12 protein-coding genes are annotated in these 12,738 nt (G+C 68.8%); 1 reads left to right on the top strand and 11 read right to left on the bottom strand.

Annotated features, from left to right (window positions below; all coding sequences use genetic code 11):
- Positions 1-25: 25 nt before the first annotated feature.
- The 4 genes from betB to HBB12_RS32220 all read right to left on the bottom strand — a co-directional run bounded on the left by betB (position 26) and on the right by HBB12_RS32220 (position 4,674).
- Entirely contained in the window at positions 26-1,504 is a 1,479-nt protein-coding gene (gene betB, locus HBB12_RS32235; protein ID WP_236993530.1) for a betaine-aldehyde dehydrogenase, read from the bottom strand.
- A 42-nt stretch (positions 1,505-1,546) separates the two neighbouring features.
- Positions 1,547-2,785 carry a choline ABC transporter ATP-binding protein gene (gene choV / locus HBB12_RS32230; RefSeq protein ID WP_236993155.1) on the bottom strand — a complete coding sequence of 413 codons (1,239 nt, stop codon included), beginning with the start codon at positions 2,783-2,785 and terminating at the stop codon, positions 1,547-1,549.
- Between the two features lie 10 nt (positions 2,786-2,795).
- Positions 2,796-3,653, bottom strand: a complete 858-nt coding sequence (choW, locus tag HBB12_RS32225; RefSeq protein ID WP_236993154.1) for a choline ABC transporter permease subunit — start codon at positions 3,651-3,653, stop codon at positions 2,796-2,798.
- A gap of 70 nt (positions 3,654-3,723) precedes the next feature.
- On the bottom strand, positions 3,724-4,674 hold the full coding sequence (locus HBB12_RS32220; protein ID WP_442919390.1) for a choline ABC transporter substrate-binding protein: 951 nt from the start codon (positions 4,672-4,674) through the stop codon (positions 3,724-3,726).
- A gap of 313 nt (positions 4,675-4,987) precedes the next feature.
- Here HBB12_RS32220 and betI point away from each other — a divergent pair, with 313 nt between their 5' ends.
- Positions 4,988-7,018 carry a transcriptional regulator BetI gene (gene betI, locus HBB12_RS32215; protein WP_236993153.1) on the top strand — a complete coding sequence of 677 codons (2,031 nt, stop codon included), beginning with the start codon at positions 4,988-4,990 and terminating at the stop codon, positions 7,016-7,018.
- Positions 7,019-7,064: 46 nt separating this feature from the next.
- On the opposite strand, the gene HBB12_RS32210 is transcribed toward betI, so the two are convergent.
- The 7 genes from HBB12_RS32210 to paaB all read right to left on the bottom strand — a co-directional run bounded on the left by HBB12_RS32210 (position 7,065) and on the right by paaB (position 12,731).
- The gene (locus HBB12_RS32210; RefSeq protein ID WP_236993152.1) at positions 7,065-8,024 is read right to left on the bottom strand and encodes a TorF family putative porin; all 960 of its coding nucleotides are present in this window, start codon (positions 8,022-8,024) and stop codon (positions 7,065-7,067) included.
- 422 nt (positions 8,025-8,446) lie between these two features.
- Positions 8,447-8,785, bottom strand: a complete 339-nt coding sequence (locus HBB12_RS32205; RefSeq protein ID WP_236993151.1) for a hypothetical protein — start codon at positions 8,783-8,785, stop codon at positions 8,447-8,449.
- Between the two features lie 304 nt (positions 8,786-9,089).
- On the bottom strand, positions 9,090-9,833 hold the full coding sequence (locus HBB12_RS32200; protein ID WP_236993150.1) for a Phenylacetic acid catabolic protein: 744 nt from the start codon (positions 9,831-9,833) through the stop codon (positions 9,090-9,092).
- Positions 9,834-9,864: 31 nt separating this feature from the next.
- The gene (paaE, locus tag HBB12_RS32195; protein WP_236993149.1) at positions 9,865-10,941 is read right to left on the bottom strand and encodes a 1,2-phenylacetyl-CoA epoxidase subunit PaaE; all 1,077 of its coding nucleotides are present in this window, start codon (positions 10,939-10,941) and stop codon (positions 9,865-9,867) included.
- Positions 10,942-11,061: 120 nt separating this feature from the next.
- On the bottom strand, positions 11,062-11,586 hold the full coding sequence (gene paaD, locus HBB12_RS32190) for a 1,2-phenylacetyl-CoA epoxidase subunit PaaD (RefSeq protein ID WP_236993148.1): 525 nt from the start codon (positions 11,584-11,586) through the stop codon (positions 11,062-11,064).
- 6 nt (positions 11,587-11,592) lie between these two features.
- Positions 11,593-12,447 carry a 1,2-phenylacetyl-CoA epoxidase subunit PaaC gene (gene paaC / locus HBB12_RS32185; protein ID WP_236993147.1) on the bottom strand — a complete coding sequence of 285 codons (855 nt, stop codon included), beginning with the start codon at positions 12,445-12,447 and terminating at the stop codon, positions 11,593-11,595.
- Positions 12,447-12,731 carry a 1,2-phenylacetyl-CoA epoxidase subunit PaaB gene (gene paaB / locus HBB12_RS32180; protein WP_236993146.1) on the bottom strand — a complete coding sequence of 95 codons (285 nt, stop codon included), beginning with the start codon at positions 12,729-12,731 and terminating at the stop codon, positions 12,447-12,449. Before paaB ends, paaC begins: the two co-directional genes overlap by 1 nt.
- Positions 12,732-12,738: the final 7 nt, after the last annotated feature.

Raw genomic sequence — 12,738 nt, 5'->3', positions numbered from 1 at the left:
CTCGTCTCGGTCGCCGCATCCGTTCTCAGAACTGCGGAGCGAACTCGCCCAATTCGACCTGGATCGACTTGGTGCGGGTGTAGCGGTCGAGGGCCTCGACGCCGTTCTCCCGGCCGATCCCCGATTGCTTGAACCCGCCCACCGGCATCTCGGGAGGCGATTCGCCCCAGGTGTTGATCCAGCAGATGCCGGCCTGGAGGCCATGCACGATCCGGTGTGCCCGGACGAGGTCGCGGGTGACCACCCCGGCGGCGAGGCCGTAGCGGGTGGCGTTGGCGCGGGCGAGGGCTTGCGCCTCGTCGTCGTAGGCGAGCAGCGTCATCACCGGGCCGAAGATCTCCTCGCGGACGATCTCCATGTCGTCCCGGCAGGCCGTGAACACCGTCGGGGCGACGTAGGCCCCCGCCGCGAAGCGGCCCCCGACCGCCTCGCCGCCGGTCAGCAGCCGGGCGCCCTCCTCCACGCCGGAGCGGATGAAGGCCAGGACCTTGTCCCGGTGGGCGTGGCTCGCCAGCGGGCCGAAATTGGTGCTCTCGTCGAGCGGGTCGCCGAGGCGGATGCGCGCGACCCGCGACAGCACCCGCTCCTCGAACGCCGCCATGAGGTGATGCGGGACGAAGACCCGCGTGCCGTTGGTGCAGACCTGGCCCGAACTGAAGAAGTTCGCCGCCACCGCGATGTCGGCGGCGCGGTCGAGGTCGGCGTCGTCGAGGACGAGGAGCGGCGACTTGCCGCCGAGCTCCATCGTCACCTCCTTGAGGGTCGAGCCCGCGGCCCCGGCCATGACCTTGGCCCCGGTCTCGGTGCCGCCGGTGAACGACACCTTCGCCACCGCCGGATGCCCGGTGAGCCAGGCCCCGATCTCGCCGCCGAGCCCCGGCAGGACGCTGAACACGCCGTCGGGCAGGCCGGCCTCCGTGTAGATCTCGGCCAGGACCAGCGCGCTCAGCGGCGTCACCTCGCTCGGCTTGAACAGCATGGCGTTGCCCGCCGCCAGCGCCGGGGCCGACTTCCAGAGCGCGATCTGGATCGGGTAGTTCCAGGCGCCGATGCCCGCGACGATCCCGAGCGGCTCCCGGCGCGTATAGGCGAAGGAGGTCTCCCGCAGGGGGATCTGGCGGCCCTCGATGGCGGCAGCCAAGCCGGCGTAATATTCGAGGACGTCGGCGCCCGTGGCGATGTCGACCGCCCGGGTCTCGGCGATCGGCTTGCCGGTGTCGAGGCTCTCGAGATGGGCGAGCGCGTCGTTGCGCTCCCGCAGGAGCGCGACGGCGCGCATCATCACCCGGCCGCGCTCGCGCGCCGGCAGGGCGGCCCAGACGGCCTGGCCCCGCGCGGCGGCGGCGATGGCCGCCTCGAGGTCGTCGCGGGTGGCGTGCTCGACCTCGGCCAGCACCGCCCCGGTCGCCGGGTTGATCGACGGGAAGGTGCGGCGGCCGGCCTCGGCGGCGGGGCGCCCGTCGATGAAGGGGCGGCGGATCGCCGGGGTGAGCGGATCGGGCATGGTCATGACGGCGTCCTCGCGTGACGGGGCGGGCGGGGGCGATCAGGTGTTCTGGAGCAGGCCGCGATAGATCTCCGTGTGGTCGCACAGGCCGGCGAGGCGGCCGAGCTCGTCCACGAAGACGATCGGGTAGGGCGAGCGCAGGCGCAGGTCGATCGCCGCCCGCAACGGCAGGGCCATCGGGGCGACGACGACCCGGCCGGCATCGCCGCAGGCCCCCGCCCGGTCGGCCTGCGCCAGGGTTTCCCGGCGATCCCCGATCTGCGCCATGACCGGGCGCTCGTCGGCGCCGAGATGGATCCGCACGGTGCCGCCCCGGTCGAGGAGCACCGTGTTGCCCTCCCGCCGCAGCGCCGAGACGGGGGTCATCACCGTGCCGCTGTCGAGCACTTCGAGCGGGTTCATGTGCTTGACGAACTCGGCCACGTAGGCGTTGGCCGGCTTGAGGACGATGTCGGTCGGGGTGCCGAACTGGACGACGTGGCCGCCCTCCATGATGGCGATGCGGTTGCCGAGCTTCAGCGCCTCGCCGAGGTCGTGGCTGACGAACACGATCGTCCGGTTGAGCTTGCGCTGGAGTTCCAGGAGGTCGTCCTGCAACTTGTCGCGGATCAGCGGATCGAGGGCCGAGAACGGCTCGTCCATCAGCAGGATCTCGGCATCCGTCGCGAAGGCGCGGGCGAGGCCGACCCGCTGCTGCATGCCGCCGGACAATTCCTGGACCGCCTTGTCGGCCCAGGCTCCCAGCCCGACCATCTCGAGCTTCTCGTCGACGACCCGCCGCCGCTCCGCGACGGGCATGCCGCGCAGCTCGAGGCCGAAGCCGACATTGTCGCGCACGCTGCGCCAGGGCAGCAGGCCGAATTGCTGGAACACCATCGAGACGGTGTTCAGCCGCACGTCCCGCAGGACGGAGGACCGGCACCGGGTCAGGTCCACCGCCTCGCCGCGGTGCTGGACGAGCACGCTGCCGCGCGCCACCCGGTTGAGGCCGTTGATCGCCCGCAGGACGGTGGACTTGCCCGAGCCGGACAGGCCCATCAGCACGCAGATCTCGCCCCGCTTCACGTCGAGGTTGACCTTGAAGGTCCCCATCAGGGTGTCGACCTGCCGGCGGATCTCCTCCCGGCTGGCGCCCTGGTCGGACAGGGCCAGGGCGGCCTTGACGTTGCGCCCGAACACGATGTCGACGTCGCGAAGCTCGACGGCGTTCTGCGCGGCGGCGGGGCTCGCCGGCACGGGGATGGCGGGGGCGAAGGATTTCACGTCGACGATGCTCATGGGACGGTCCTCACGGCGCTGTCCCCCGGCCGCGCGGCGCGGGCCGCTTGCACACGCGGTCGAGGATGATCGCCAGCACCACGATGGCGAGGCCCGCCTCGAAGCCCATGGCGATGTTGACGGTGTTGAGGGCCCGCACCACCGGCTTGCCGAGGCCGTCCGCGCCGACGAGCGCGGCGATCACCACCATCGACAGGCTCAGCATGATGCACTGGGTGACGCCGGCCAGGATGGTCGGCATCGCGCTCGGCAGCTCGACCTTGACGAGCATCTGCCAGCGCGTCGCCCCGTAGGCCAGAGCCGCCTCCCGCAGGCTCGGGGGGACCGAGGCGATGCCGAGCTGGGTCAGGCGGATCGGCGCCGGGAGGGCGAAGATCACCGTGGAGATGATGCCCGGCACGGTTCCGAGCCCGAACAGCACCAGGGTCGGGATCAGGTAGACGAAGGTCGGGATCGTCTGCATCAGGTCGAGGAACGGGCGGATCGCCGCGTAGAACATCGGCCGGTGCGCCGCCAGGATCCCGACCGGCACGCCGATCAGCACGCAGGTCGCCGTCGACCAGATCACCAGCGACAGGGTCTCCATCGTGGCTTCCCAGTAGCCCAGATTCACCACGAGCAGCAGGGAGGCGACGATGAACAGGGCAAGCCCCACCGAGCGGTGGAGAAGGTAGGCGCCCGCCGCAAAGATCCCGATCAGGGCGAGCGCCGGCACCGCCAGGAGCCCGTCGGTGAGGCCCTGCACCATCGCGCCGAGCACGGTCGAGATCAGGTCGAAGACCGACTGGGCGTGACGGTTCAGGAAGTCGACGCCGTACTTGAGCCAGATCCCGAGCGAGATCTTGTGGGAGACGATCCAGTCGTACATGCACATCCCTCCGCCGGGCGACGTCGCGGGAGCGCCGCCGGCACGCGCCGGCAGCGCGGGGGTCGGAGCCTCACTTCACGCCGAGCGAGGCCTCTTCGGCCGGCAGGCCGGGCTTGCCGTCGACGGTCTCGACGCCGGCCAGCCAGCGCTTCCACGCCTCGGGATTGGCCTTCAGCCACTTGTCCGCGGCCTTGTCGGGATCGAGCCCGTCGAACAGGATCGAGCCCATGACCACGTTCTCCATGTTGAGATCGAAGGTCAGGTTCTTGAAGAACCGGCCGAGGTTCGGACACTCGGCCGCGTAGCCGGCGCGCAGGTTGGTGAAGATCTCGGCGCCGCCGTAATTCGGCCCGAAGGTGTCGTCGCCGCCCGACAGGTAGCGGATCGGGAACTTGGTGTTCATCGGGTGGGGCTCCCAGCCGAGGAACAGGATCGGCTCCTTGCGCTGGATCGCCCGGTCGACCTGGGCGAGCATGCCCTGCTCGCTCGATTCGACCAGGTCGAAATTGCCGAGGCCGTAGGTGTTGTCCTTGATGATCGTCAGGATCGTCCGGTTGCCGTCGTTGCCGGGCTCGATGCCGTAGATCTTGCCCTTGAGCTGGCGCCGAAACTTGGCGATGTCCGAAAAGCTCTTCAGGCCTTCGTTGTAGAGGTAGTCCGGCACCGCGAAGGTGTACTTCGCCCCGGTCAGGTTCGGGCCGATGACCTCGATCGCCTTCTTGTCGAGATAGGGCTTCCGGTCCGCCTCCATGGTGGGCATCCAGTTGCCGAGGAAGACGTCGATGGTCTTGGCGCCGAGCGAGGCGTAGGTGACCGGAACCGAGAGGGTCTGGGTCTTCGGGGTGTAGCCGAGGCCGACCAGGATGCGCGAGGCGAGCGCCGTCGTCGCGGTGATGTCGGTCCAGCCGACATCGGCGAACCGGACCGTCTTGCACGCGGCCGGGTCGGCCGCGGCCGCGGTCACGAAGGAGGACACCCCCAGCATGGCGCCGAGGACGGTTCCGGTCGCGAGACTGCGCATTGACACCCCCTTTGCAGCCGAGCCCCGTCTTCCCATATCGCGCCCGGTCCGTTGAACAGGCATTCAATACAACGTCAGCCAGCATGTCACGCATTATTTTTCGCCACTTGTGCTGCGATGCGGGCAGGGATGCGCTGCGATTGTGCGATGCAACGGACATAAGTACTTACAAATCAAGATGGCGTCTCGACGCGAGAGAGAGGGGTCGCGGTGACATGGCCGTTGCGCGCCGGACGGAATTGAATGATTGTTCAATCACGGGCCGGAGATCCGGCGGCACGAACGGACCGGACGTTCCGGCGCAAGGACGGCGATGACCCAGCCGAAGCCCCTCCAGACCAGCCCCCTTCACGCCAGCCCGATGCAGACACGCCCGCTGCAGGCCTTCGAAGCGGCGCGCCGCCGCCACCTCGTCGAGGCGACGATCGAGACGCTCGCGGAGGTCGGCTTCAAGGCCGCCTCGCTCAGCGAGATCGCCCGGCGGGCGAACGTCTCGGCGGGCCTGTTCGCGCATTACTTCGGCGACAAGGACGGGCTGCTCGAGGCGACTTTGCGCTTCATGGCGGGGCGCCTCGCCGGGGCGACCGCGGGCAAGCTCGCGGCGTCCCGGACCGGGCGCGAGCGGCTCTACGCCGTCTGCGACGCCGCCCTGGCCGACGAGGAGTTCGATCGGCGCACCAGCGCCGTGTGGCTCGCCTTCTGGGGCCAGATGGCCCATTCGCGGCGCTACCAGCGCGTACAGGCGATCTACCAGCGGCGGATGATCACCAACCTGCGCCACGGCCTGCGCGGCCTGGTGCCCGATGCGTGCGTCGCGCTCCATGCCACGATGATCGCCGCGATGATCGACGGCCTCTGGCTGCGCTCCCATGTGACGAACGCGACGCCCGGCGAGGCCGGGGCGGACGGGGCGGCGGCCCGCGCGGTGGTGCACGCCTTCATCGACGGCCTGCTCGCCGGATCGGGTCTTCCGGCCGCCCCGGATGCGAGGGACGGGATGCGGCCGATCCGCGTCGCGGCGCCCGGCGCGGCGCGGGGGGCTGTCCGGCATGTCAGCCCGGTCACCGGGGAGGAGATCGCCCGGTTCCTGCCGGCCGGCGAGGCGGAGATCCGCCTGGCCGTCCACGAGGCCCGGACCGGCCTCGCCGCCTGGCGCGAGACCGGCGGCCCGGGCCGGGCCCGGATCCTGGCCCGCTGCGCCGACCTCCTGCGGGCCGAGGGGCCGGACCTCGCGCGCCTGGAGACCCGCGAGACGGGGCGCCCGGTCCGGCAGACCGCCGGCCTCGACCTTCCGCGGGCGATCCGCCTGCTCGACCACGCCGCCTGTCTCGCCGATGGGGCGGGGGCCACGCTGGTGGAACTCGGTCGGGATCGGCTCGGCCGCCGGGTCCGGGAGCCGCTGGGTCTCGTCGCCGCCGCGGGACATTGGAGCAACGCGCTTCTCGGCCTGTGCGAGCAGGCTCCCGCCCTGGCCCACGGCAACGCGCTGGTCTACCTCGCCGATCCGGGCGCGACCCGGACGAGCGCGGCGCTGGCCTCGCTCTTTGGCAGGGCGGGCCTCCCGGACGGGGCGCTGACGATGCTGTGCGGCGACCGCGAGAGCGCGCGCCTCCTGCGGGGGGAGCCCGATCTGATCATCGAGCGGTGCGCCGTGACGGACGATCTCGACCTCGGCGCAGGTCTCGGGGACGCCAAGACCGCGACCATCGTGCTGCCGGGGGCCGATCTCCACCGGGCCGCCGCGGCCATCCTGCACGGCACCGGCTCCTGGCTGCGATCGACCTTCGCGGGCCAGACCCGCGTGCATGTCCATGCCGATGCGCGGGACGCCCTGCGCGAAGCGCTCGCCGCCGTCGCCGCCGCGATGCGCGTCGGCGATCCCCTCGATCCCGCGACCCAGGTCGGCCCGGCGCATTCCCCGGCCCACGCGGCCGGGCTGGACGAGGCCCGGCGGGACGCCCTTTCGGCGGGCGCGGAACTGGTCTTCGGGGGAGAGGGACCGCTCGTCCTCGATCATTGCCGGGACGCCATGGCCCTCGTGCGCGGGCACAGCTTCGCGCCGGTCGTGACCCTGGAGCCGTTCGACGATGAGGCCGCCCTCGTCCCGGCGCTCGGGAGCCCCACGCTCCGCGCCGGGATCTTCGCCGGAGATCCCGAGCGGGGCTGGCGGATGGCGCGGGCCCTCGGGGCCGCCTTCTGCGCCATCAACGCCGACGACGACCCGCGCGACGGGGCGGCGCCCGGGGGGGCATCCTCCACCTTCGCCGACTGGACGGGCGGAGCGGATCGCAGCCTGTCGCGAATCGCCCGGATCGTCGGCCCGGGGCGTCCGCCCGGCACGTGACGCCAGGCGATCCAATCCCAGGCCAGGCTCGACTCGCGATGGGTGCCTACCGGGTCGCCGGCTTCTCCGCATCGCTCGTGCGGGCCGGGACCGACGGGCCGGTCGCGTCGTCCTTGGCGAAGATGCCGGGATCCTTGGACGTCACGTCGAAGGACAGGGTCGCGATGAAGGCCGCGCCGCACCAGTTGGACTGGAATGATCCGTTGGCGATGCCGCGCGGCTGCGCGGTGATCGTGCCGCACTGCGTCTTCGTCAGCGTCGTGTCGTGGTAGCGCAGGTCCAGGGTGACGTTCTTCACCGTGTAGGCGATGCCGACGTTGCCGTAGGTGTAGTTTGGCAGGTTGAAGCGCCCGAAGGAGGCGTTGGTCGTCCCGAGGAAGTAGTGCCCGACCTCCGACGACAGCATCAGCCCGCTCGGGAGGACGCCGAAGGTGCCCGCGGGAATGGAATACTTCATGATTCCCGAGACGTAGGTGCCCGGGGCGTGGGTGCCGAAATAGCTCGGCGAGGTGTAGACGTTGGCGCCCAGGGTGAGGGCGTCGTTCACCGCGTAGGCCGCCTTGGCGACGAACTCGTAGTAATCGGCGTTGTTGGCGGTGTAGATCGTCCCGTCCGGCCCGCGCAGCGCGCGCTCGTTCGGATAGTTGTAGAACAGATAGCCCAGATCGAAGCTCCAGGCGCCGAAGGTCGGCCGGATGCCGGCGGAGAAGTCCATCTCCATGAACGGGCGGTTCGGCAGCGTCACCGACTCGCCGGCGATGCCCGCATAGACGAGGCCGTCGAGCGCCTGCATCTCCAGGTAGCCCTGCACCCCGGGATTGCGGTTGGTCTGGGAAATGCCGCGTGAATTGTAATCCGTGACGGCCCGGAAGCCGAACGACGCGGACACGGCCTGCGGATCGACGACCGGCAGCACCGGGACCGGCACTGGCGCATCGGCGGCATGGCCGAGGGCCGGCGCCAGCCCCGTAAGCAGCAATGCAAGGTGCAGGCACCGAGAAGGCATGAACAACTCCTCTTGCGTGTAAGTTCTTGGCAAAGTTTTCTGCCAATTTGATGATTTTATCGAATGACAGACGGCATATGAAGATCCAGCCGACCCTTCATAGGCAGGCATTATCGCCGGTCCGTCGTCGCCGTCTCTGCGGAATGGAGCATCCGGACGGTCTGATTGTCACGCATTCAACGGTACGATCGTACGATCACATCGCGCCTGATGCTAAAATACGTCACTCACTTGGTCATGCAGTCTAGCAGGGTCAAATATGTGGGCGAATTGATCATAAGCGTCTGATCTACAAAATAATAAAAAATATATTCTTTTGAACGAAGTTTTATACTTATATGTAGTATTTATCCTTTTTGTCTATTTCGGATTTTTTGATGCAATTGCTTAATATAAGATCAATGTATATTATAAAATTGTCTTCAATCGTCTATTGCTTTATGAAAATTCCGTTTTGGGTCTGTAAGTTTTTTAATTCCGTGATGCTTCGATAAATTTATGATTTGACATGATTTCATTTGAATTTGCAGATGAATTCGGGAAAATCCGATAGATTCGTTGCGTGCTGTCGTGTCGGTCTCGACCTCTTTGCTGCCGAGCACCGATTGCGGCCCGCCGCGTGGTGGAACGCGGCCACGACCGAGACGGGGTGGCGCGACGCCGTTGCCGTCATGGCCGCCTTCGGGCTCTTCGCCACCGCACTCGCGGCGCCCCGCACCGAGGCGGCCTCGAAGGGGGGCTCGACCGTCGGTCACGGCCATGACGAGGTTCGTCGACGAGCACCGGGGAGTTTGCACGACGCCGGGTGCCTGCCCGGAGGGGGAATCGAACCACCGGTCGGCAGCGTCAGCAGGCCCATGTCGGCGACCGACCCCAGCCGCCTGCCCCAAGGCAAGCAGCTTCCGTAAAACCCGGCGCGGCTCACATTATACCAACAGTCCAAGAGGCTGACGCGTCGGACTGTTGACCCATCTCGAATTTTCGACACCAAGCCAGAGGCTTGGCGAAAATCCGAGAACAGAACCAAAGGTCGTTTTCAACGACCGTTGGTATGACACGGCGCGATCAGCCCAGGCCGAATGTCGGCAGACGAGCGTCCATTTCCGCGGTCCAGGTTGCCAGGAGCTCCTGGTTCGTACGGTGGCGCAGGCCGAAGCGCCGGAGGGTGTCGAACCGGGTGGAATCCTCGCGGCCGAAGCTCGCGGCGACCCGGGGCCGCCAGAAGGCGACGCTGCACCGCGCCGCCGCGCGCCCGTCCTCGGTGGCGACGATGCGGGTGAGGCCCTCCTCGCCGAGTTCGGCGTGCCGCGCCTCGCGCGGGGCGATCGCGCGAAAAACGTCCGCCAGCGGCGCATACGACACGCGCGAGAATTCCTGCAGCTGGATGCCGACCGCCCGGCCCATGAGCACGTTCATCACCACGGCGTCGATCCAGCCCTGCAGCGGGGAGTGGAACACCGAGAGCCGCATGTCCGAGCCTCGGCGCGACGCCCCGATCTCGGCGTCGCGCGTGAGGCGGGCCGCCCAGGGGTGATGGACGGCGTAGCGGGCGGTATCGGCCCCGAAGGTGCCCATCAGGTCGAGCACGCGCTCGGCGTGATCGGTCTTCTCGAGCACGATCCGCGAGGCCGCGATCCGCGCCTTGAGGCTGGGAGCGTCGTTGATCACCTCGGCGAACCCCGCCGAGCCGGCCAGCTCGCTGTCGACGAAGGTCGCCATCAGCCGCAGCAGCTCGCCGCGGTAGCGCGGGGGCGCATTGGACGGAGTGGTCAGGATGCCGCCCTGCGCCAGGTAATCGTCGATCGTCATCGTCTCCGACACCATCCCCTCCCCGCCGCCCCTATTGATCGTAGCTGACGACCAGCTTGTCCGTCGTCGGGTAGCACTGGCAGGTCAGGACGTAGCCCTGACGCACCTCGTAATCCTCCAGCGCGTGGTTGGTGATCATCTCGGCCTCGCCTTCCAGGACCTTGGCGCGGCAGGTCGAGCAGACGCCGGCCTTGCAGGCGTAAGGCGCATCCATGCTGTTGGCGAGCGCCGCATCGAGCAGACTCGCGCCCTGCTTCGGCATCTTAAAGGTGCGCGTCGCGCCGTCGAGCGTCACCGTCGCCTCGCATTGCGCGTCCGCGGCGGAGGCCGAGGTCGACACCGCTCGCGCCCTGGCCCGGCCCGGCTGGCCCGAGGCGAAGAGCTCGAACTTGATCTGCGCGTCCGTCAGGCCGTGCTCGCGCAAGGAGGCCGCGATGCCGAGCATCATCGGCTCCGGCCCGCAGATGAAGGCGGTGTCGACCGACCCGACATCGACCCAGAGGCGGAACAGCGCGGCGCATTTCTCCGCGTCGATGCGCCCGGTGAACAGGTCGATGTCCTGCGTCTCGCTCTCCAGGACGTGGACGATCGCCAGCCGGCCGAGATGGGTGCTCTTGAGGTCGTCCAGTTCCTCGCGGAACATGATCGAGGAAATCTGGCGGTTGGCGTAGACCAGCGTGAAGCGCGAGCGCGGCTCGCGGGCGAGCACCGTCTTGAGGATCGACAGCAGGGGCGTGATGCCGCTGCCGCCGGCAAATCCGAGATAATGCTTGGCGGCCTCCGGCTCGATCGGCGTGTGGAACGCCCCCATCGGCGGCATCGCCTCCAGCACATCGCCGGCTTTAAGCTCCTGGTTGGCCCAGGTCGAGAATGCGCCCCCCTCGACGCGCTTGATGCCGACCCGTAGCGCGCCCTCGTCCCGGCCGGCGCAGATCGAGTACGAGCGGCGCAGCTCGACGCCGTCGAAGGCGCGCCGGAAGGTCAGGTACTGGCCTTGCGTGAAGGCGAAAGCGTCGGCATCGCCGTCGCGGGGCTTCAGGGTGAGCACCACCGCGTCCCGGGTTTCACGCCGGATCTCCGCGACGTCGAGGGGATAGAAGCGTGCCATGACCGCCGGTCGTCCCAGGTTGGAGCATTCCGCGACGAAGTCGACACCGGTTCGTCGAAGAAAATGCGGCAAATAAAAGGCCCGGAGAGCTTCGCGAGTGCAATGCGATCGTGACGCTCTCTAGATGCACTTGAAGTAGTCGAACGGTTCGAGGCAGTCCGTGCAACGCCAGCTCGCCTTGCAGGGGGTCGAGCCGAACTGGCTGACCCGCTCGGTCCGGTTCGAGCCGCAACGCGGGCAGGCCACGGCAAGGTTCGAAGCCCCGGTGAGCCGGCCGATCCGCCCGAGCAGCCGGCCATCCGCCGCCGTCCCGTCGATCGGCGGGGCGATGCCGTAGGCCCGCAGCGTCTCGCGGGCGGCCTCCCCGATCCAGTCGCTGGTCCAGGGCGGCGTCAGCGAGCGCTCGATCCGCAGGCGCTCGATCCCGCGGGCGCGCAACGCCTCCTCGATGGCGAGGTTGATCACAGCCGTCGCGGGGCACCCCGAATAGGTCGGCGTCACCGTGACCACCAGGGTGTCGCCGTCCCAGGCGAGGTCGCGGACGATGCCGAGATCGACCACCGAGATCACCGGAATCTCGGGATCCGGCACCTCGGCGAGCCAGCCGCGGATCTCGTCGGGCGCGGGCCGGGCGTGAGCCTCCATGGCGCCCTACCAGGTCGCGCCGGGATAGGCGCGCTGCAGGAACTGCATCTCGGCCAGCATCCGTCCCAGATGCTCGGTGTGGATGCCCCGCCGGCCGCCTTTCTGAGCGAATGGGCTTGCCGGGACCGCGAGCGTCGCCTCGGCGAGGATCGGCAGCACCGTGGCGTCGAAGCCTGAGCGGAGGCTCGCCGGATCGGGCGCGATGCCGGCCTCCGTGAGGGCCGCGTCGGTGGCGTCGCTCAGGAAGAACTCGCCCGCATAGGGCCACAGCAGGTCGAGGGCGGCCTGCATCCGGCGGTGGCTCTCCTCGGTGCCGTCGCCGAGCCGCACGACCAGGTCGGCGGATTTCTCGAGGTGGTAATGCGCCTCCTTGATCGCCTTCCCGGCGATCTCGGCCACGCGCGGCTCCGACGACGAGGTCAGCGCCCGCAGCATCGCGACGTGCCAGGCATCGAACAGGAACTGGCGCATGATCGTCTGGCCGAAATCGCCGTTCGGCAGCTCGACCAGGAGGACGTTGCGAAAGTCCCAGACGTCGCGCAGGAAGGCGAGGTCGTCGGCGTTACGCCCCCTCCCCTCGATCTCGCCGGCCAGCCCGAGCCAGAACCGGGTCTGGCCGATCAGGTCGAGGGCGATGTTGGCGACCCCGATATCCTCCTCCAGCACCGGGCCGTGGCCGCACCATTCCGACAGGCGGTGCCCGAGCACGAGGGTGGTGTCGCCCATCCGGGTCAGGAACTCGAACAGGGCGGCGCGGGCGGGCGCGTCCTTCTCCGCATCGCGGACAGGCTGGCTCCCGGCCGCGGCCGCCGCGGCCAGCGCAGCGGCATCCGGCGTCATCACGTCGGGCAGGGACGGCATCACATGTGCCCCACTTCGTCCGGGATGTCGTAGAAGGTCGGGTGCCGGTAGACCTTGCTGTTCGCCGGCTCGAACAGCGGGCCCTTGTCGCTCGGGCTCGAGGCCACGATGTCGCTCGACCGCACCGCCCAGATGCTCACGCCCTCGTTGCGGCGGGTATAGACGTCGCGGGCGTTCTTGATCGCAAGCTCCGCGTCGGGCGCGTGCAGGCTGCCGACATGGCGGTGGTTCAGCCCGTGCTGACCGCGGATGAAGATCTCCCATAACGGCCATTCGCTGGACATGCGCGAT

This window comes from Methylobacterium sp. SyP6R (genome assembly GCF_019216885.1).
Lineage (GTDB): Bacteria > Pseudomonadota > Alphaproteobacteria > Rhizobiales > Beijerinckiaceae > Methylobacterium.
Note: the sequence above shows the minus strand (reverse complement) of the source record. Positions and strands in the feature narration are given on the sequence as shown.

What these genes read in the sequence shown, in the direction of transcription:
- HBB12_RS32200 (WP_236993150.1), bottom strand. Translation starts at nt 9,833, where the DNA reads ATGACGATCGACGATTACCTGGCGCAGGGCGGCATCCTGACCACTCCG.
- paaB (WP_236993146.1), bottom strand. Translation starts at nt 12,731, where the DNA reads ATGTCCAGCGAATGGCCGTTATGGGAGATCTTCATCCGCGGTCAGCAC.
- betI (WP_236993153.1), top strand. Translation starts at nt 4,988, where the DNA reads ATGACCCAGCCGAAGCCCCTCCAGACCAGCCCCCTTCACGCCAGCCCG.
- HBB12_RS32220 (WP_442919390.1), bottom strand. Translation starts at nt 4,674, where the DNA reads ATGCGCAGTCTCGCGACCGGAACCGTCCTCGGCGCCATGCTGGGGGTG.
- betB (WP_236993530.1), bottom strand. Translation starts at nt 1,504, where the DNA reads ATGCCCGATCCGCTCACCCCGGCGATCCGCCGCCCCTTCATCGACGGG.
- paaE (WP_236993149.1), bottom strand. Translation starts at nt 10,941, where the DNA reads ATGGCACGCTTCTATCCCCTCGACGTCGCGGAGATCCGGCGTGAAACC.
- paaC (WP_236993147.1), bottom strand. Translation starts at nt 12,447, where the DNA reads ATGCCGTCCCTGCCCGACGTGATGACGCCGGATGCCGCTGCGCTGGCC.
- HBB12_RS32205 (WP_236993151.1), bottom strand. Translation starts at nt 8,785, where the DNA reads ATGGCCGTGACCGACGGTCGAGCCCCCCTTCGAGGCCGCCTCGGTGCG.
- choV (WP_236993155.1), bottom strand. Translation starts at nt 2,785, where the DNA reads ATGAGCATCGTCGACGTGAAATCCTTCGCCCCCGCCATCCCCGTGCCG.
- choW (WP_236993154.1), bottom strand. Translation starts at nt 3,653, where the DNA reads ATGTACGACTGGATCGTCTCCCACAAGATCTCGCTCGGGATCTGGCTC.
- HBB12_RS32210 (WP_236993152.1), bottom strand. Translation starts at nt 8,024, where the DNA reads ATGCCTTCTCGGTGCCTGCACCTTGCATTGCTGCTTACGGGGCTGGCG.
- paaD (WP_236993148.1), bottom strand. Translation starts at nt 11,586, where the DNA reads ATGGAGGCTCACGCCCGGCCCGCGCCCGACGAGATCCGCGGCTGGCTC.